Consider the following 19,011-nt stretch of genomic DNA (forward strand, 5'->3'; position numbering starts at 1 on the left):
GTTGCGGCCAACCTTGTGACGGGCGGGGGCTTACGGCAGCGGGTGGGCGGAGACGCCGCCCTCGTCCAGGCGCAGGTAGCCGGCGCTGCCGTCGTGCCAGTCCTGGATCACCCAGCGTGTGTGCTCGCCGTCGGCCAGCGTGTGGCAGTGTACGGCCGGGCGGTGGGTGTGGCCGTGAATCAGCGTGCGGCCAGGGTTGGCCGCAAGCAGGGCGACGACGGCGTCTTCGCTCACGTCGCTGATTTCGCTCGGCCCGTCCTGCTGCTTGCGCGATTCGCTCTGCTCGCGGATGTGGCGGGCGATGACGTGGCGTTCCGCCAGCGGCTTGAGCAGGAAGGCCTGCTGCCAGGCCGGCTGCCGCACCATGGCGCGGAACTGCTGGTAGGCGGTGTCGTCGCCGCACAGCGCGTCGCCATGGCTGAGCAGGTAGCGGTGGCCGTAGGCCTGCAGCGGGTGCGGATCGGGCAGCAGCGTGGCACCGCTGGCGGCGGCAAAGCCGGCGCCGAGCAGGAAGTCGCGGTTGCCGTGCATCACGTACAGCGGCGTGTGGCGGCTGAAGTCGCGCATCGCCGCGACCATGCTGCGCGCGAAGGCGTCATCGTCGTCGTCGCCGACCCAGTACTCGAACAGGTCGCCCAGGATGTACAGCGCGTCGATGTGGCCGGCCCACTGCCGCAGCGTGCGCCGGAACAGCTCGCCCAGCCACGGCGCGTCGGCGTGGAGGTGCAGGTCGGAGATCAGGTGTATGGCCATCGTGCGGCACCATGAATAAGGGCCGCACGCAGCGGCCCCGGGTCTTGCGTGAACGGGATCAGGCGGCGGCCACGATCTCGGCTTTTTCGACGATCACCGGCTCGACCGGCACGTCCTGGTGACCACCGGCACGGCCGGTCTTCACGCCCTTGATGCGGTCAACCACGTCCTGGCCGGCCACCACCTGGCCGAACACGGCGTAGCCCCAGCCCTGCATGGTTTCGCTGCGGAAGTCCAGGAAGTCGTTGTCCGACACGTTGATGAAGAACTGGGCGCTGGCGGAGTGCGGATCCGGGGTGCGCGCCATGGCGATGGTGTAGGTCTTGTTCGACAGGCCGTTGTTGGCTTCGTTCTCGATGGTGTCTCGGGTGTCCTTCTGCTTCATGTCGGCAGTGAAACCGCCGCCCTGGATCATGAAGCCGTTGATCACGCGGTGGAAGATGGTGCCGTCGTAGTGGCCGTCCAGCACGTACTGTTCAAAGTTGGCGACGGTTTTCGGGGCCTTGTCGGCAAACAGTTCCAGCGTGATGTCGCCGAAGTTGGTAGTCAGTTTGATCATGATGGTGGTCCTTGGGGATCAGGGTTTGTAAGTGGCTTTCTGGATCACGATGGGGTCCATCGGCACGTCTTGCATGCCGCCGATGTAGCCGGTGCGCGATTTGGCAATGCGGTTGACGACGTCCATGCCGGCCGTCACCTTGCCGAACACGGTGTAGCCCCAGCCTGGCGGCGTCTTGCTGCGGAAGTCCAGAAAATCGTTGTTGACCAGGTTGATGAAGAATTGCGAGGTCGCCGAGTGCGGATCGTTGGTGCGCGCCATGGCGATGCTGCCGATCACGTTCTTCAGGCCGTTGTCCGCCTCGTTGGCGATCGGCGCGCGTGTCGGTTTTTGTGACAGCGCACCGCCGTCGATGGTAAAACCGCCACCCTGGATCATGAAGCCGTCGATCACGCGGTGGAACACCGTGTTGTCGTAATGGCCGGCCTTGACGTAGCGGGTGAAGTTGTCGACGGTCTTGGGCGCGCTTTGCGGCGCCAGCTCGACGGTGATCAGACCCTTGTTGGTCTGCAGCTCCACTTTGGGCGCGGCGCTGGCCAGCAGGGGCAGCAACAGCAAGGCGAGGGCGGCAATCTTCTTCATGGCCATGGTTTCCGGAGAGTTGAGGCGCGCAGTTTACCATGAGGCCGGCGGCGATGTGCCAGCCGGCGCGGACTGCGGCCGTCCGTTAAAGATTGTGCGGCAGCGGCCGATAAACCGATGACGCAATAACACGACATGCAATGTAATCAGTAGGCGGAGAACGCAATGAAAAAAACGGTTTTGGCAGCAACGCTACTGGCACTGGTGTCCCTGACCGCCTGCGCCTCGTCCGCAGCCCCGGTGGCGCAGGGCGCGGGCGGCGAAGGCTGGATGGTGGTTGCCGATGCGCCTGCCGTGGCGGGTAGCCATGAGCAGCCGGGCATCTCCCGGCAGCCGGTGATGACCCAGGGCGGCGTGATGATGGGCGGCGGCTACGTCGGCCCGCTGTCCGAGCCGCCGGCCAAGGAAGCGGAAAAGTACAACGCGCTGCGCATCCGCGTGGTCGGCTACGGCGCGCCACCGGCCAGCCGTACCCTGTCGCCGGTGCAGCGCCGCCTGCTGGCGATGCGCGCCTCGCAGCTGGATGCCTACCGTGCGATGGCGGAGCAGGTGCAGGGCTTCAAGCTGTCCGGTAACAGTACCGTCGGCAACATGATCGCGGCCAACGACAGCTACCGCGTGTTCGTCGATGCCTACCTGCGCGGCGTGCGGCTGCTGTCCACCGAGTTCAAGGCCGACGGCAGCAGCGAGACCATCGGCGAGGTGGTATTGGACGAAGGCTTCTTCAAGGCTTATCGTAGCGCGCTGGTGACCACCGGCAACGTGGCGACCGCGGCGCGGGTGCTGCCTGCCGCCGACGGCAGCAAGCTGGGATGTACCGACAGCGGTTGTGTCTACGGTGGCGACTACTATGTTTCGCAATGACGGCGCAGATGAAGACTAAACCATTCTGGTACGCCGCCCTGTGGGCGGCGTTTTTGTTGGCGGGGCCGGCCGCAGCCGAGGTGTATCGTGCCGAAGGTGTGGCCTCGCTGGAGTCCGGCCGCGTCGCGGCGCGGCAGCAGGCGATCGAGGACGCGGTGCGGCAGATGGCGATGACCCACGCCGGTACGCTGCAGGCCACGTCGCGGCTCGATAACGGCGAGCTGAGCGAATCGAGCATGACCGGTCCGCTGACGCTGCCCGGCACGCCGCGCGTGCTGCAGGAAAGCCAGCGTGACGGGCTGCTGTTTGTCACGGTGGAGGTCGATACCGCCGAGCCGGTGTCCGCCGCGGAACCGGCCACTGCTGCGGCCAGTCAGGCTTGCGCCCGTCCGGCGACACCGGCGGGGCGTTTCCTGACCCGGCGGCTGGTCAGCACCTATTTCGAGGTGTCGCAACCGCAGGATGCCGGCGATCTTGGCAATCTGGCGACCTGGTTGCCGTCCGAGCTGTCGCGGCGGCTGAATGCGCTGCGCGACGTGCGCGCGCTGGATGCCGGCAATGTGTCGCTGTTTCCCGGCGGCAAGGTACAGGAGCCGTGGCAGGCCAGCGATGCCGTGCGCGACATCGGCCGCCGCGAGGAGGTGCAGTTCGTGCTCGCCGGGCGGGTGCTGAACACCGGCGTCACCCGCAAGGAGCCGCGGCTGGGCGCGTTTGGCGGCGCCAGCGGCAGCGAGGCCGGGCTGTATTACACCGGGCCGCTGGCCGGCCTGTTCGGTGCCTCGGCACGGGTGGTGCCGGTGGAGCGTCGCTTCGCCGTCGAATACTGGCTGTACGACGCGCTGACCGGTGGCGTGCTGGCCACGGCCACGGTGGCAACGACCGCGCGCGGCGCGGTACACGACAGCTCGCTGCGTGTCTTCGAACTGAGTCGCTTCCAGCAAAACGACTATGGCCGCAGCGTGGCGACGCTGCTGGATGGCGTTGCCGGCAAGCTGGCGAACACCATGCACTGCCTGCCGTTCGCGGCGCGGGTGGTGCGGGTGGACGGTGATCGCGTCTACCTGGGCGCCGGTACGCTGGACGGCCTGGCCAGTGCCGATCGCCTCATCGTCTACAAGCAGCAACCGCAGACCGAGATTCGCCGTGGCGACGGCGTGGTGTTGGGGTTGCCGGAGCGGGTGATCGGCGATGTCGAGCTGCTGCAGGTGCAGCCGCGGCTGGCGGTGGCGATGCTGCGCAATGCCCGTGGCAAGGTGGATGTCGGCGATTGGGTGCGTTTCCCGGTTCGACGCTGAGACGATTGGCATGCCTGAAAGGTTGGCCGCAAACGCCGTTTGCGGCCAACCTTTGCTTTATGTGATGCGGTTTCATGCGCGGCCGGAACTGATGTAGATCAGTTTTGTTGCAAATTGATGTTGATAACGATTCTTGTCTTTATTACAATCGCTGCCATTGATGCCATGCCTGACAACGGGCTTTAAAGGAGTGTGACTGTGAACAAAAAGGTATTGCTTGCCTCGCTGCTGGCTGTCTTCGCAGGATCCGCTGCTGCGGAAGAAATCGTGGTGTACAGCTCCCGTGCCGAACAGCTGATCAAGCCGCTGTTCGATGCGTACAGCAAGGAAACCGGTGTTGCGATCAAGGTCATTTCCGACAAGGAAGGCCCGCTGATGGAGCGCCTGAAGGCAGAAGGCAGCAATTCCCCTGCCGACATCTTCCTGACCGTGGACGCCGGCAACCTGTGGAAGGCCGAAGACATGGGTCTGTTCCAGCCGGTCAAGTCGGCCGTACTGAACGGCAACATTCCGGCCAACCTGCGCGACCCGGACAACAACTGGTTCGGCCTGTCGGTCCGCGCCCGTACCATTTTCTACAACAAGAACACCGTCAAGCCGGCACAGCTGGCTTCCTACGAAGACCTGGCCAGCCCGAAGTGGAAGGGCAAGCTGTGCCTGCGTAGCTCGAAGAACGTCTACAACCAGTCGCTGGTTGCCACCATGATCGCCGATATCGGCCCGGTGGCCACCGAGCGCATGGTCAAGGGCTGGGTCAACAACCTGGCAACCGCGCCGTTCGGCAACGACACCGCGGTGCTGGAGGCGATTGCCGCCGGCCAGTGTGATGTTGGCTTGGCCAACACCTACTACTACGGCCGCATCGTGGCCAAGAACCCGGGCTTCCCGGTCAGCCCGTTCTGGGCCAACCAGGCTGGCAAGGGTACCCACGTCAACGTGTCCGGCGCCGGCATCGTGCGCTACGCCAAGAACGTGAAGGGCGCGGTGAAACTGCTGGAGTGGCTGTCGTCCGACAAGGCGCAGAACATGTTCGCCGACGTCAACTTCGAGTACCCGGCCAACCCGAAAGTGAAGGCCGATGCGCTGGTGGCGTCGTGGGGCAACTTCAAGCACAACCTGATCAACGTCAAAGTGGCCGGCTCGAAACAGGCCGAAGCTGTGATGCTGATGGACCGCGTCGGCTACAAGTAATCCCGCAGTGGTATCGACCCGAGGGCGCCGTGGCGCCCTTTTTTCTTTGCGAGGCCCGTGAATGTCGTTTGAGCCGCAAGGGCTAAAGGCGGATAATCCGCCTTTTGATTTTCGCCTTCATTTTTCTATGCCATCCGTTTTCCGACGCTGGCGCTGGCCGCTTGTCGCCTTGCTGATCAGCCTGCTGACGCTGATCCCCCTCGCCGTGATCGTGTTGTCGTCGCTGACGCCGGACCCGGTGATCTGGCAGCACCTGCTCGACTACGCGTTGCCGGAACTGCTGAACAACACACTGTGGCTGGTGCTGGGCGTGGCCGCCGGCGTGCTGCTGCTGGGCGTGCCGCTGGCCTGGCTGGTGGCGGTGTACGATTTTCCGGGGCGCAAGCACTTCAACTGGGCGCTGATGCTGCCGCTGGCGATGCCGGCCTACGTGATGGCGTTCACCCAGGTCGGGCTGTTCGACTTTTCCGGCCCGGTGCAAACCCTGCTGCGCGCGCATTTCGACAATACGCGCTGGTTTCCGCCGATCCGCTCCACCGGCGGCCTGGTGCTGGTGATGAGCCTCGCGTTCTATCCCTACGTCTACCTGCTGGCGCGCAATGCCTTCTCCACCATGGGTCGCCGCGCGCTGGAGGTGGGGCAGACGCTGGGCCTGTCACGCAGCGCCGGCTTCTGGCGCATCGCGCTGCCGATGGCGCGGCCGTGGATCATGGGCGGCCTGATCCTGGCACTGATGGAAACGCTGGCCGATTTCGGCACCGTGTCGATCTTCAACTTCGATGCCTTCACCACCGCCATCTACAAGGCGTGGTTCTCGCTGTTCTCGCTGGATACCGCCAAGCAGCTGGCGTCGCTGCTGGTGGCGCTGATCTTCGTGATGGTGGCGCTGGAGCAGTATGCGCGCGGCCGTCGCGCCTATGTGCAGGCCGGTCGCGCGGCACCGCTGCCGCGCCTGCGGCTGGCCGGCGCGCGTGCCTGGCTGGCCAGCGGCTACGCGCTCCTGGTGCTGGTCTTGGCCTTCGTGCTGCCGTTCGGCCAGCTGCTGGTGTGGTCGTGGGGGGCGCTGGAGCAGGAGTGGAACGAGGCGCTGTTCGGTTACGCGTTGCGCTCGGTGACGCTGTCGATGATGGCGGCGCTGATGATCGTCTGCATCGCCTTGCTGCTGTCCTATGCCCGCCGCCGTGACGGTGGCGCGCTGGTGCGGCTGCTGGCGCGGGTGGCGACGCTGGGCTACGCGGTGCCGGGCACCGTGCTGGCGGTCGGCATCTTCGTGCCGGTTGCCTGGCTGGACAATGTGCTGATCGAGCGCTTCTTTGCCGGTCAGGACGTCACAGCGGTGCTGAAGGGGACGCTGGCGGTGATGCTGCTGGCCTACGTGTCGCGCTTTCTCGCCGTCGGTTATTCGGCGGTGGACGCGGCGATGAACCGCATCACGCGCAGCCAGGAAGAAGCGGCGCGCAACCTCGGCTATTCCGGCTTTGCGCTGCTGCGCCACGTGCACCTGCCGCTGCTGCAGGGCGGCCTGCTGACCGGGGTGCTGATGGTGTTTGTCGACGTGATGAAAGAGATGCCGATCACCATGATGACGCGCCCGTTCGGCTGGGACACGCTGGCGGTCAGGATTTACGGTTTGACGTCGGAAGGGGTGTTTGACCAGGCGGCGTTGCCGGCGGTGGTGCTGGTGCTGGTCGGTCTGATTCCCACCTTGCTGCTGTCACGTCAAAAGGATGTTGCTTGATGGATGCTTTGCTTCAGTTGAATGCGGTCAGCCAGGCCTACGCCGGCAAGCCGGTGATCGATAACATGTCGTTCCAGCTGGCGGAGGGCGAGATCGCCTGCCTGCTGGGCAGCTCCGGCTGCGGCAAGACCACGGTGCTGCGCTGCATCGCCGGTTTCGAGGCGCTGCGCGGTGGCGACATCCGCCTCAACGGCGAGCGCATTGCGGCCCCCGGCTACAACAAGCCGGCGCATCTGCGCGCGGTGGGGATGGTGTTCCAGGACTATGCGCTGTTCCCGCACCTGGACGTTGCGGCCAACGTTGGCTTCGGCCTGCGTGGCCTGGCCGACGCCGAGCGCAAGGCGCGCGTCGGGCTGATGCTGGAAGTGGTCGGCCTGTCGGCGCTGGCCGGCGCCTATCCGCACGAACTGTCCGGCGGCCAGCAGCAGCGGGTGGCGCTGGCGCGCGCGCTGGCGCCGCGGCCGCGGCTCTTGCTGCTGGACGAGCCGTTTTCCAACCTCGACGTCGACCTGCGCCAGCGCCTGTCGCACGAGGTGCGCGGCATCCTGAAGGAGCAGGGCATGACCGCGATCATGGTCACCCACGACCAGCAGGAGGCGTTCGCGATGGCCGACAAGGTCGGCGTGATGCACCACGGCCACCTGCAGCAGTGGGCGTCGCCGTACCAGCTGTACCACGAGCCGGCCAGCCGCTACGTCGCCGATTTCATCGGCCAGGGCGCCTTCGTGCCGGCAGTGATCAGCGGGCCGCAGTGCGTGACGCTGGAGGTGGGCGAGTACTGCAGCCTGACGCCGCTGGCCTACCCGGTCGGCGCGCAGGTGGACGTGCTGCTGCGTCCGGACGACGTGGTGCACGACGACCACAGCGCGCTGACCGCCACCGTCAAGGGCAAGGTGTTCATGGGCTCCGAGTTCATGTACACGCTGCAGCTGCCGTCCGGGCAGCAGGTGCTGGCGCAGGTGCCTAGTCATCACAACCACGCCATCGGCGAGGCGATCGGCATCCGCCTGGAGCTGGACCACCTGATTGCCTTTGCGCGCTGAGCGGCCATGAAAAAACCCGGTGCCTGGCACCGGGTTTTTGCTTGCGGCCAACCTTGGCGTGGTTCAGCCCGCGAGCCAGGTGTGCGGAATGGACTCCAGCCAGGTCTTGATCGAGCGGGCGTCACGCACCCGTGCCGCCGTGCTGTTGGCGGCCAGCAGCACGAAGACCAGCTTCTGGCTGCCGACTTCGGCTTCCATCACCAGGCAGCCGCCGGCTTCGTTGATGAAGCCGGTCTTGGACAGCTCGATCGCCCACTGGCCCTCGCGCACCAGCGCATTGCTGTTCTTGTAGTGCAGCGTGCGGGTGGCGGTCGGTTGTGCCGTGTACTCGGTCATGGTGGTGAACTGGCGGATCAGCGGATACTGGTTGGCGGCCTTGACCATGCGCACCAGATCCATCGCCGTGGCGCTGTTGCGCACGTCCAGCCCGGTCGAGTCGTAGAAGCTGGCGTTCTGCATGCCGATGGCACGCGCCTTCTGGTTCATGCGCTCGATGAAGGCGGGGCGGCCACCGGGGTAGTAGCGCGACAGCACCGCCGCGGCGCGGTTTTCCGACGACATCAGCGCCAGCAGCAGCATCTCGCGACGCGTCAGCGTGGAACCGACGGCCAGGCGCGAGCCGGTGTTCTTCAGGCGGTCGATTTCCTCCTCGCCGATGGTCATCGGCGTATCCAGCGGCAGGCCGGCGTCCAGCACCACCATCGCGGTCATCAGCTTGGTGATGGAGGCGATCGGCAACTTTTGCCGGGCATTCTTTTCGAATACCATCTGCCCGGTGCGGCCGTCGACGATGGCGACCGAGTGCGAGCTTAATTGCGGCTGGGTGGCTTCCGACGGATGATAGCTTGTCGGCTGGGCGGCCATAATGGCACCGCTGCCAAGCGCCAGCACGCAAGCAACAAATAAATTCTTTAGCATCTTTTTGTGGCTCCGATGCGTGGTGAGTGACGCAATAAAACAGATTTTATTTTAAATCGCCAGAATGGATTTGTCCGGATTGATTTTCTATTTGTGCCATGAAAAACAATTGGACCAGCTATCCCTGGCGTGACGAATGGGTGAATGTCGATGAATATTGTTTTTCCGGAGAGTCCGTTCCATTTGCACCAGCCGTTTCCGCCGGCCGGTGACCAGCCGACGGCGATCGCGTCGCTGGTGGAGGGGCTGGATGACGGCCTGTCATTCCAGACCCTGCTGGGGGTGACGGGTTCCGGCAAGACCTTCACCATGGCCAATGTCATCGCCCGCACCGGCCGTCCGGCCATCATCATGGCTCACAACAAAACGTTGGCCGCACAGCTGTACGCGGAAATGCGCGAGTTCTTCCCGGAAAATGCGGTCGAGTATTTCGTGTCCTACTACGACTACTACCAGCCGGAAGCCTATGTGCCGAGCCGCGACCTGTTCATCGAGAAGGATTCCAGCATCAACGAGCACATCGAGCAGATGCGGCTGTCGGCGACCAAGTCCATCCTCGAGCGGCCGGACTGCATCATCGTCGCCACCGTGTCGGCGATCTACGGTATCGGCGATCCGTCCGAATACCACCAGATGATCCTGCACCTGAAGGAGGGCGAGACCATCGCGCAGCGCGACATCATCGCGCGGCTGGTGACCATGCAGTACGACCGTGCCGACGTCGATTTCTCGCGCGGCGGCTTCCGCGTGCGCGGCGACGTGATCGACATCTTCCCGGCGGAAAGCGCCGAGCTGGCGCTGCGCGTCAGCATGTTCGACGACGAGATCGAAACGCTGACCCTGTTCGACCCGCTGACCGGCGCCACCAAGCAGCGCGTCGGCCGCTTTACCGTCTATCCCGGCAGCCACTACGTGACGCCGCGCGACACCGTGCTGCGCGCTTGCGAGCAGATCAAGCTGGAGCTGCGCGAGCGCATCGAGTGGTACCAGAAGGAAGGCAAGCTGGTGGAGGCGCAGCGCATCGAGCAGCGCACCCGTTTCGACCTGGAAATGCTGTACGAGATGGGCTTCTGCAAGGGCATCGAGAACTACTCGCGGCATTTTTCCGGCCGCGCGCCGGGTGATGCGCCGCCGACGCTGATCGACTACCTGCCGAAGAACGCGCTGATGTTCATCGACGAGAGCCACGTTACCGTGTCGCAGGTCGGCGCGATGTACAAGGGCGACGCCGCGCGCAAGCAGAACCTGATTGAGTACGGCTTCCGCCTGCCGTCGGCGGCGGACAACCGGCCGCTGAAGTTCCACGAGTTCGAACGCCTGCTGCCGCAGACCATCTTCGTGTCCGCCACCCCGGCCGACTACGAGACTACGCATGCCGGCCAGGTGGTGGAGCAGGTGGTGCGGCCAACCGGCCTGGTGGACCCGGAGATCGAGATCCGCCCGGTGGCGACGCAGGTCGACGATCTGCTGTCGGAGATCCGCCTGCGCATGGAGCGCGACGAGCGGGTGCTGGTGACCACGCTGACCAAGCGCATGGCGGAGCAGCTGGCCGACTACTACACCGAGCACGGGCTGAAGGTGCGCTACCTGCACTCCGATATCGATACCGTGGAGCGGGTGGAGATCATCCGCGACCTGCGCTTGGGCATGTTCGACGTGCTGATCGGCATCAACCTGCTGCGCGAGGGGCTGGATATTCCGGAGGTGTCGCTGGTGGCGATCCTGGATGCCGACAAGGAAGGTTTTTTGCGCAGCGAACGCAGCCTGATTCAAACCATCGGCCGAGCGGCGCGTAATTTGCAGGGTCGCGCCATTCTTTATGCTGATAAAATTACCAATAGCATGAAACGCGCCATTGATGAAACCGAGCGCCGTCGAAATAAACAATTGGCATTTAATGCGGCCAACGGTATTGTGCCGCAGGGTATCAACAAGAAAGTGCGCGACCTGATCGACGGCGTTTACGGCGATAATGCCGGTATCGCGAAACGCAAGAGCGCGCTGTCCACGGTGATACTCGATGAAAAAGCGCTGGCCAAGGAAATCAAGCGCATCGAAAAGGAAATGCTGGAAGCGGCGCGCAATCTCGAATTCGAAAAAGCCGCCAGCCTGCGTGACCAGTTGAAAGTGTTGAAAGAACAAGCCTGGATCAATCCGCTGTAATCATGAAAAACAAGTCCCTGTCGTCCGCCCGTTTCCGGGTGCTGTTCGTGTGTACCGGCAACATCTGCCGCTCGCCGACCGCGCACGCCATCTTCGCGCGTGACGTTGGCCGTGCCGGTCTGGCGGCGCGGGTCGTGGTCGATTCCGCCGGCATCTCGGCCTGGCACGCCGGCGAAACGGCGGACCCGCGCACGGTGGCGGCGGCGCTGCGCCACGGCGTCGACATGAGCGCCTTGCGGGCGCGGCCGTTCCGGCCGCAAGACTGGCAGCAGTTTGATCTGATCCTGGTTGCCGGTTACGATCATTTGGCACAATTGCGGCGGCAGATGCCGGCGGATTGGCCCGGCGAGCTGGTATTGATGCTGGCGGAAGCCGAGGTGCCGGATCCCTACTACGGCGGGGAGGCCGGTTTCGAAGCGGTATTCGCCTTGCTGGAGCAGGCGTCGCGCGGCTGGCTGGACAAGGCCAGGGCGCAGTTGTCTGCGATATAACAAAACCTGACGCCGCGCTTGGGCGCCGCCAGAAGGAAAAAACATGGTCATGCCGCGTAGGGAAGGGCTGGATTTCAAGCCGCTGGAAGTCGCACCCAGTCACAGTGCCGACGCCATCCTGCCTCGCCAGCCTGGCCGGCTGGCACTGGGGCGCCAGACGGTCATCGCCATCGGTTCGTCCACCGGGGGCACCGAAGCGCTGCGGGTGTTGCTGACCGCGCTGCCGGAGCAGATGCCGCCGATCATCATCACCCAGCACATGCCGGAGATGTTCACCAAGTCCTTCGCCGCGCGGCTGGATTCGCTGTGCAGGCTGCGGGTCAAGGAGGCGGAAGACGGCGAGCGCCTGCAGCCGGGCGTGGTCTATATCGCGCCGGGCCATTCCCACCTGCTGATCAGGCCGGCCAGCACCATCGGTTACGCGATCGGCCTGCACCAGGGGCCGCCGGTCAACCGTCACAAGCCGTCGGTGGACGTGATGTTCCGCGCTGCGGCCAACGTTATCGGTCGCAATGCCATCGGCGTGATCCTGACCGGCATGGGGCGCGATGGCGCCTCCGGCATGGGCGAGCTGAAAGAGGCGGGCGCCCACAATATCGCGCAGGACGAGGCGTCCTGCGTGGTGTTCGGCATGCCCAAGGAGGCCATTGCCCTCGGTGCCGCCCATGAAGTGTTGCCACTCAACAATATTGCCGCGCGCCTGGTCGCGCTGTGCGGCCAGCGCCAGCATCAGGACTGAGCTGTTGTCCGGTGGCTGGCCCTGTCCTGTCATGAACTACATCGGTTACCCATGAAATATTTGCCTGTCCTGGTTGTGGAAGATGATGCCGACCTGCGCGAAGCGCTGGTCGATACCTTGGTGCTGTCCGGTTACGCGGTGCTGGAGGCGGCGGATGGTCAGTCGGCCCTGCAGGTGTTGCGCGACAATGCGGTCGGCCTGGTGGTGTCGGATGCCCAGATGCAGCCAATGGACGGCTACACCCTGTTCCAGCAGGTCAAGGCCGCCTATCCGGCCTTGCCCTTCGTGCTGATGACCGCCTACGGCGTGATCGAGCGCGCGATCGACCTGCTGCGCGCCGGCGCCAGCCATTACCTGCTGAAACCGTTCGAGCCGCAGCAGCTGATTGCCGAGGTGGAAAAATACCTGCTGCCGGAGCCGGAAGGCGACGAGGAGCTGCTGGCCTATTCCGCGCCGATGAAACGCTTGCTGGCCATCGCGCGGCAGGTGGCGCCCAGCGACGCCAGCGTGCTGATCAGCGGTCCCAGTGGCGCCGGCAAGGAGGTGCTGGCCCGCTTCATCCACCGTCACTCGCGGCGCAGCGCGGCGCCGTTTGTCGCCGTCAACTGTGCGGCGATTCCCGATAACCTGCTGGAGTCGACCCTGTTCGGCCACGAGAAGGGCGCCTTCACCGGTGCGGCCAACGTGCTGCCCGGCAAGTTCGAACAGGCGCAGGGCGGCACCATCCTGCTCGACGAAATCACCGAAATGCCGCTGCCTCTGCAGGCCAAGCTGTTGCGTGTGCTGCAGGAGCGCGAGGTGGAGCGCGTCGGCGGCACGCGTACCATCAAGCTGGACATTCGCGTGCTGGCCACCAGCAACCGCGAGGTGCAGGAAGAAGTCGCGGCCGGCCGCTTCCGCGAAGACCTGTTTTTCCGCCTCAACGTGTTCCCGCTGGCGGTGCCGGCGCTGGGCGAACGCACCGAGGATATTTTGCCGCTGGCGCGAAAATTGCTGGATAAGCACGCTAATGCCGTTTCCAAGTCGCGTCTGACCCTGGGCAAGGACGCGGAGCGTGAATTGACGGCCTATAGTTGGGAAGGTAACATCCGCGAGCTGGATAATGTGATGCAGCGGGCGGCAATTCTTGCCGCCGGACCGGAAGTTTCTGCCGTCGATCTGATGCTGTCGCCATCGACGGCGGTGCTGCCGGTGGCAACGGACAGCGCCGCCGAAGAGTCAGATCTGGGCATGAAGGCGGTGGAAAAGCGTCACATCCTTGATGCGCTGCAAGCGTGCGGCGGCGTCAAGAAACTGGCTGCAGAACGCCTTGGCATTAGCGAAAGGACGTTGCGCTACAAGTTGCAACGTTATCGTGAAGAAGACGCCGGTTCGGCCTGACGCCGCCGGCCTCAGTGCAAGAGGTTACTATGTCCACGCAGGGTATCAATCAGCTATTGGGTGAACTGCGCGCCATGTCGTCGCTGGCCGCGGGTCAGGCGCCTGCGGTAGACAAGACCGCTCCCGAAGTCGATTTTTCTGATGTACTCAAGAGCACGCTGGAGCAGGTCAACCAGGTGCAGAGCACTTCGCTTGAGCTGCAAAAGCAGTTTGAACTGGGTGAGGAAGGCGTTAACATCCAGGACGTCATGGTGTCGATGCAAAAAGCAAGTCTGAGCTTCCAGACCATGGTTCAGGCCCGCAACAAGCTGGTTTCGGCCTATCAGGAAATCATGAATACGCAAGTGTAGCGCCGTCTGTTTCGAGCTTCGGGCCTGCGGCGGTAAGATCAATAATGAAATAACCACTGTATGGCTGAATTGGTCGATAATACTGCGCCTGCCTGGAAGGGGCGTGCCAACGAAGTGTTGACACGTTTCAACGCCCTTCCCAATAACAAAAAAATCCTGTTCTTCACTGCCATCGCCGCAGTGTTGTCCATCGCGTTTGCCTTGCTGGTGTTCAATCGCGAGCCTCCCTATAAAGTACTGTTTACCGGTCTGGCCGACAGCGACGGTGGTCAGGTCACCGCCGCGCTGCAGCAGATGAACGTGCCGTACCAGATCGGTGACGGTGGCGTGATCTCGGTGCCGAGCGAGCGCGTCTACGAAACCCGCCTGAAGCTGGCGACGCAAGGCCTGCCCAAGGCCGGCGGCGTCGGTTTCGAGCTGATGGACAAGCAGAAATTCGGCATCAGCCAGTTTGCCGAACAGGTCAACTACCAGCGCTCGATCGAGGGCGAACTGGCGCGCACCATCGAAGCGGTTGCCGTGGTCGACAGTGCACGTGTGCATCTGGCGATGCCGAAGCAGACGGTGTTCGTGCGCGACCAGCAGCAACCGACGGCGTCGGTGATGCTGACCCTGCGCCCGGGGCGGATTCTGGATGGCGGGCAGATTGCCGGTATCATGCACCTGGTATCCAGCTCCGTGCCCAACCTGCCGCTGCGCAATGTGTCTATCGTCGATCAGGACGGCAATCTGCTGTCCACGGTGCCGGACCAGAACAATGGCTCGCTCGATCGCCGTCAGCTGGACTATGTGCGCCAGATCGAGGCCGACTACACCAAGCGTGTCGAAACCATCCTCGAACCGATTTTCGGCAAGGGAAACGCCCGCGCCCAGGTGACGGCGAACGTGGATTTTTCCGAGTCGGAGCAGACCTCGGAGAGCTTCCGCCCCAATTCGACGCCCAATCCTTCCGCTACCCGCAGCCAGCAAATCAGCGAGACGCTGGGGCGCGACGCAGCCCTGCCGTCCGGCGTGCCCGGGGCGTTGACCAACCAGCCGCCGTCGCCGGCGTCGGCACCGCTGACGCTGCCGCCGGGCGCCGCGCCCGGCACGGCCACCCTGTCGGGCTTGCCGATGGGCGCCGCCTCCGGTTCGCTGAGCCGCGAAATCACCACCAACTACGAAGTCGACAAGACCATCCAGCACACCAAGTCGCAGAAGGGTGTCATCAAGCGCCTGACCGCGGCGGTAGTGGTGAACTACAAGATGGTGCCCGACAATCAGGGGGTGCTGAAGGCGACGCCGCTGACGGAAAAGGAATTCGGCCAGATCAATAATCTGGTCAAGGAGGCGGTCGGCTTTAACGCCGAGCGCGGCGATTCGGTCAACGTGGTCAACGCCAGCTTTGCCGATGCGGTGCCGGTGCTGACGGTGCAGGACAAGGTGCTGGACTTTGCCAGCAACAATGCCTCCGATTTGCTGAAGTATGGCCTGTTGCTGCTGGCCATTCTTTATCTGCTGTTCGGGGTGGTGCGGCCGATCATGCGTGACGTGGTGAGTCCGCCACCGCCGCCGCCGGCGGATGAGCTTGAAACCGCTGCCAGCAGTGGTCGTCTGCTGGCGGTGGCGGGTGAGGAGGGCGAAGAGGGCGAGTCGGAGGAGGACAGCGATAATCCGTCTCCGAAAGAGCTCCAGCGCCGTGCGTTCGAGGCTAATATGCAAAATGTTCGCGAGCTGGTGAAGTCCGACCCTCGCATGGCCGCGCAGATTATCAAGGAATGGATCAGCTCTGATGAGTGACGTCGGTGTTCGCCGCAGTTCCGTACTGCTGTTCAGTCTCGGCCAGTCGGAAGCGATCGAGGTCTTCAAGTACCTCGGCCCCAAGGAAGTGCAGAAGCTCAGCCTGGCCATGGCCGGGCTCAACAACCTGAGCCACGAGGAAGTGGAGAAGGTGGTGTCGCAATTCCAGGAGGAGTGCGCGGCCCGCGCCAACTTCGGCGCGACCGACGAGTACCTGCGCAACGTGCTGGTCGAGGCACTGGGCCCGGACAAGGCGGCCAACCTGCTCGACAAGATCCTGCAGGGCAACGACCACAGCGGCATCGAAAGCCTGAAGTGGATGGACCCGTCCTCCGCCGCCGACCTGATCCGCAACGAACACCCGCAGATCATCGCCACCATCATGGTGCATCTGGACCCCGACCTGTCCAGTGCCATCCTGGCCTACTTCCCGGAGCGGGTGCGCAACGAGGTGCTGATCCGTACCGCGACGCTGGAAGGCGTGCAGCCGCAGGCATTGCGCGAGTTGAACGACGTGCTGACGCAGCTGCTGTCCGGCGCCGATCGCGTCAAGAAGAGCGCGGCCGGCGGTGTCGGCATGACGGCCGAAATCCTCAACTTCCTCGGCTCCAACGTCGAGGCCTCGGCATTGTCCTACATCCGCGAGTACGATCCGGAGCTGGCGCAGCGTATCCAGGACAAGATGTTCGTGTTCGAGAACATCCTGGAAATCGACGACCGCTCGATCCAGACCATCCTGCGCGAAGTGCAGTCCAACTCGCTGGTGGTGGCGCTGAAAGGCACCAGCCAGGAACTGAAAGACAAGATCTTCCGCAATATGTCGTCGCGTGCGGCCGAGATGCTGCGGGACGACCTGGAGTCGAAAGGCCCGGTCAAGCTGTCCGAGGTCGAGGCCGAGCAGAAGGAAATCCTCAAGATCGTGCGCAAGCTGGCCGACGAAGGTCAGATCGTGATTGCAAGCAAAGGTGGAGACGAAGGCCTTGTCGAATAACAACGTCATTCCTGCCGAGTCGCTGGGGCAGTGGCGCAGCTGGACCATGGGCGAGCTGGGCGCCGCCGCCGCGGCGCCGGAGACCGCGCCGCCCGAGCCGGTGGTAGCCGCGCCGCAGCCGGAGGAGCCCCCTGTCGAGGGGGCTTCGCTCATTATGGCGGAGGCGTCGCAGGAGGCCGAGCCGCTCGATGCCGTGGCCGCCGCCTACCCGACCGCGGCCGAGCTGGAGGCGATTCATCAGGAGGCGTGGCAGGCTGGCTACGACGCCGGCTTGCAGGCCGGTACGCAGGCTGGCATGCAGGCCGGGGAAGAGCGTGGCCGTGCCGAAGGCGCCGAGCGGGCGCTGTTCGAGGCGCAGCAGCAGTTTCAGCAGTACTGGCAGCCGCTGTCCGAGTTGCAGCAGTCGTTCGAGCAGGAGCTGTCGCAGCTGGGCGCGCACCTGTCGCAGGAGGTGTTGTCGCTGGCGGTCAGCTTTGCCGAGAAGGTGATAGGCGAAGTGGTGCGGCACGACCCGGCGGTGCTGCGCTCGCTGCTGACCGAGGCGCTGGATACGCTGGCCGACAGCGTGGCGCAGGTGAAAGTGCAGGCGCACCCGGACGAGCTGGCGACCTTGCAGGCCTTTCTGGGCGAGCAGTATCCACAGTGGCGCATGCAGTGGCAGGCCGATGCCACGCTCACGCGCGGCGGTTGCCGCATCGAGACACCGTCCGCGTCCATCGACCTGACGCTGGAAAGCCGCTTGCAGCTGCTGCGCAAGGGGCTGGGGCTGGCGGATGAGCATGCTGATTGAGCGGCAGCGCGACTTCTTGCGACGTTGCGAACAGGCGCTGCGGCCGCTGCCGGTGTGGCAGGCTGAGGGGCGCCTGACGCGGGTAACCGGACTGGTGATGGAGGCGGTCGGCCTGCGCTTGCCGGTCGGTAGCGCCTGCCAGATCATGGTGTCGGCTGATTATCAGGCCGAGGCCGAAGTGGTCGGTTTTGCCGGTGACCGCCTGTACCTGATGCCGCTCAGCAACGTGCACGGCCTGCAGCCGGGGCTTGCCGTGTGCGCGGTGCCAGAGATCCGGCCGCCACTGTACGAAGAGCCGGCCGATAGCGGCGGCACGGTGCGCATGCTGGGGCGCAAGGTGCCGGTGGGCATGTCGCTGCTGGGGCGGGTGGTGGATTCGCTGGGCCGGCCGCTGGACGGCGGTGCCGAGCCGCTGGCCGAGGCGCTGTACCCGCTGTACAGCCAGCCGCTGAATCCGCTGCGGCGCTCGCCGGTGCGCGATGTGCTGGATGTCGGCGTGCGTGCGATCAACGGACTGCTGACGGTGGGGCGCGGCCAACGTTTGGGCCTGTTTGCCGGCTCCGGTGTCGGCAAGTCGGTGCTGTTGGGCATGATGGCGCGTTTTACCCGCGCCGATGTGGTGGTGGTCGGCCTGATCGGCGAGCGGGGGCGCGAGGTGAAGGACTTCATCGAGCACATCCTCGGCGCGGAAGGCCTCGCGCGCTCGGTGGTGGTGGCGGCACCGGCGGACTCGCCGCCGCTGATGCGTCTGCACGGCGCCGCCTACGCGACCGCGCTGGCCGAGTACTACCGCGACCAGGGCCTGGACGTGCTGCTGCTGATGGACTCGGTCACCCGTTATGCGATGGCGCAGCGCGAGATCGCCCTCGCCATCGGCGAGCCGCCGGTCAGCAAGGGCTACCCGCCGTCGGTGTTCGCCAAGCTGCCACAGCTGATCGAGCGCGCCGGCAATGCCGAAGCCGGCGCCGGTTCCATTACCGCGTTCTATACCGTGCTGTCCGAGGGGGATGACCAGCAGGACCCGGTTGCCGATTCGGCGCGCGCCATTCTCGATGGCCACTTCGTGCTGACCCGCGAGCTGGCCGAGTCCGGCCACTACCCGGCAATCGACATCGAGCAGTCCATTTCTCGGGTGATGGTCGACGTCACCACCCCGCACCACGTCAACCTGGCGCGCCGCTTCAAGCAGCTGTTCTCGCGTTACCAGCGCAGCCGCGACCTGATCAACGTCGGCGCCTATGTGCCCGGCTCCGACCCCTTGCTGGACGAGGCGATGCGCCGCCATCTGCAGCTGGTCGGCTTCCTGACCCAGCCGATGAACGAATACCACGACTTTGCCTCCTGCCTGACGCAGCTTGAGCAAGTACTGACCGGCTAAGGCTAGG

General features: G+C 64.5%; 18 protein-coding genes. 14 read left to right on the forward strand and 4 right to left on the reverse strand.

Annotation, left to right across the window (positions count from 1 at the left end; translation table 11 throughout):
• Positions 1–30: 30 nt before the first annotated feature.
• From IE100_RS01670 to IE100_RS01680, 3 genes are read right to left on the reverse strand one after another with little or no spacing between them, the layout of a single operon-like run.
• Positions 31–753: a UDP-2,3-diacylglucosamine diphosphatase gene (locus IE100_RS01670; protein WP_189372417.1), complete on the reverse strand. Its 723-nt coding sequence runs from the start codon at positions 751–753 to the stop codon at positions 31–33.
• Between the two features lie 58 nt (positions 754–811).
• Positions 812–1,312, reverse strand: a complete 501-nt coding sequence (locus IE100_RS01675) for a peptidylprolyl isomerase (RefSeq protein WP_189372418.1) — start codon at positions 1,310–1,312, stop codon at positions 812–814.
• 18 nt (positions 1,313–1,330) lie between these two features.
• Positions 1,331–1,894: a peptidylprolyl isomerase gene (locus IE100_RS01680; protein ID WP_189372420.1), complete on the reverse strand. Its 564-nt coding sequence runs from the start codon at positions 1,892–1,894 to the stop codon at positions 1,331–1,333.
• A gap of 165 nt (positions 1,895–2,059) precedes the next feature.
• Here IE100_RS01680 and IE100_RS01685 point away from each other — a divergent pair, with 165 nt between their 5' ends.
• From IE100_RS01685 to IE100_RS01705, 5 genes are all read left to right on the forward strand, one after another.
• Positions 2,060–2,758, forward strand: coding sequence for an LPP20 family lipoprotein (locus tag IE100_RS01685; RefSeq protein WP_189372422.1), 699 nt, complete (start codon positions 2,060–2,062; stop codon positions 2,756–2,758).
• A gap of 8 nt (positions 2,759–2,766) precedes the next feature.
• Entirely contained in the window at positions 2,767–4,053 is a 1,287-nt protein-coding gene (locus IE100_RS01690; protein ID WP_189372424.1) for a flagellar assembly protein T N-terminal domain-containing protein, read from the forward strand.
• 198 nt (positions 4,054–4,251) lie between these two features.
• Positions 4,252–5,244: a Fe(3+) ABC transporter substrate-binding protein gene (locus IE100_RS01695; RefSeq protein ID WP_189372425.1), complete on the forward strand. Its 993-nt coding sequence runs from the start codon at positions 4,252–4,254 to the stop codon at positions 5,242–5,244.
• A gap of 127 nt (positions 5,245–5,371) precedes the next feature.
• On the forward strand, positions 5,372–6,982 hold the full coding sequence (locus IE100_RS01700) for an ABC transporter permease (RefSeq protein ID WP_189372427.1): 1,611 nt from the start codon (positions 5,372–5,374) through the stop codon (positions 6,980–6,982).
• On the forward strand, positions 6,982–8,025 hold the full coding sequence (locus IE100_RS01705; protein ID WP_189372428.1) for an ABC transporter ATP-binding protein: 1,044 nt from the start codon (positions 6,982–6,984) through the stop codon (positions 8,023–8,025). The genes IE100_RS01700 and IE100_RS01705 overlap by 1 nt, the downstream gene beginning before the upstream one ends.
• A gap of 63 nt (positions 8,026–8,088) precedes the next feature.
• On the opposite strand, the gene IE100_RS01710 is transcribed toward IE100_RS01705, so the two are convergent.
• Entirely contained in the window at positions 8,089–8,943 is an 855-nt protein-coding gene (locus IE100_RS01710; protein ID WP_189372429.1) for a serine hydrolase, read from the reverse strand.
• A gap of 150 nt (positions 8,944–9,093) precedes the next feature.
• Here IE100_RS01710 and uvrB point away from each other — a divergent pair, with 150 nt between their 5' ends.
• From uvrB to fliI, 9 genes are all read left to right on the forward strand, one after another.
• Positions 9,094–11,106: an excinuclease ABC subunit UvrB gene (uvrB, locus tag IE100_RS01715; RefSeq protein WP_189372430.1), complete on the forward strand. Its 2,013-nt coding sequence runs from the start codon at positions 9,094–9,096 to the stop codon at positions 11,104–11,106.
• A gap of 2 nt (positions 11,107–11,108) precedes the next feature.
• Entirely contained in the window at positions 11,109–11,597 is a 489-nt protein-coding gene (locus IE100_RS01720) for a low molecular weight protein-tyrosine-phosphatase (RefSeq protein ID WP_189372431.1), read from the forward strand.
• Positions 11,598–11,640: 43 nt separating this feature from the next.
• Positions 11,641–12,336 carry a chemotaxis protein CheB gene (locus IE100_RS01725; protein ID WP_189372432.1) on the forward strand — a complete coding sequence of 232 codons (696 nt, stop codon included), beginning with the start codon at positions 11,641–11,643 and terminating at the stop codon, positions 12,334–12,336.
• A gap of 51 nt (positions 12,337–12,387) precedes the next feature.
• The gene (locus IE100_RS01730) at positions 12,388–13,716 is read left to right on the forward strand and encodes a sigma-54-dependent transcriptional regulator (protein WP_189372433.1); all 1,329 of its coding nucleotides are present in this window, start codon (positions 12,388–12,390) and stop codon (positions 13,714–13,716) included.
• A gap of 29 nt (positions 13,717–13,745) precedes the next feature.
• The gene (gene fliE, locus IE100_RS01735; protein WP_189372434.1) at positions 13,746–14,066 is read left to right on the forward strand and encodes a flagellar hook-basal body complex protein FliE; all 321 of its coding nucleotides are present in this window, start codon (positions 13,746–13,748) and stop codon (positions 14,064–14,066) included.
• Positions 14,067–14,180: 114 nt separating this feature from the next.
• Complete coding sequence (gene fliF, locus IE100_RS01740; RefSeq protein WP_229800179.1) at positions 14,181–15,845, forward strand: flagellar basal-body MS-ring/collar protein FliF; 1,665 nt, start codon at positions 14,181–14,183, stop codon at positions 15,843–15,845.
• The gene (fliG, locus tag IE100_RS01745) at positions 15,838–16,836 is read left to right on the forward strand and encodes a flagellar motor switch protein FliG (protein WP_047967401.1); all 999 of its coding nucleotides are present in this window, start codon (positions 15,838–15,840) and stop codon (positions 16,834–16,836) included. Before fliF ends, fliG begins: the two co-directional genes overlap by 8 nt.
• Entirely contained in the window at positions 16,826–17,626 is an 801-nt protein-coding gene (locus IE100_RS01750) for a FliH/SctL family protein (RefSeq protein ID WP_189372436.1), read from the forward strand. Before fliG ends, IE100_RS01750 begins: the two co-directional genes overlap by 11 nt.
• Positions 17,610–19,004 (forward strand): flagellar protein export ATPase FliI, encoded by a 1,395-nt coding sequence (gene fliI / locus IE100_RS01755; RefSeq protein WP_189372437.1) that lies wholly within the window; start codon positions 17,610–17,612, stop codon positions 19,002–19,004. Before IE100_RS01750 ends, fliI begins: the two co-directional genes overlap by 17 nt.
• The last annotated feature ends 7 nt before the right edge of the window (positions 19,005–19,011 follow it).

Origin of the sequence: Vogesella alkaliphila (genome assembly GCF_014652475.1) — a bacterium.
Lineage (GTDB): Bacteria > Pseudomonadota > Gammaproteobacteria > Burkholderiales > Chromobacteriaceae > Vogesella > Vogesella alkaliphila.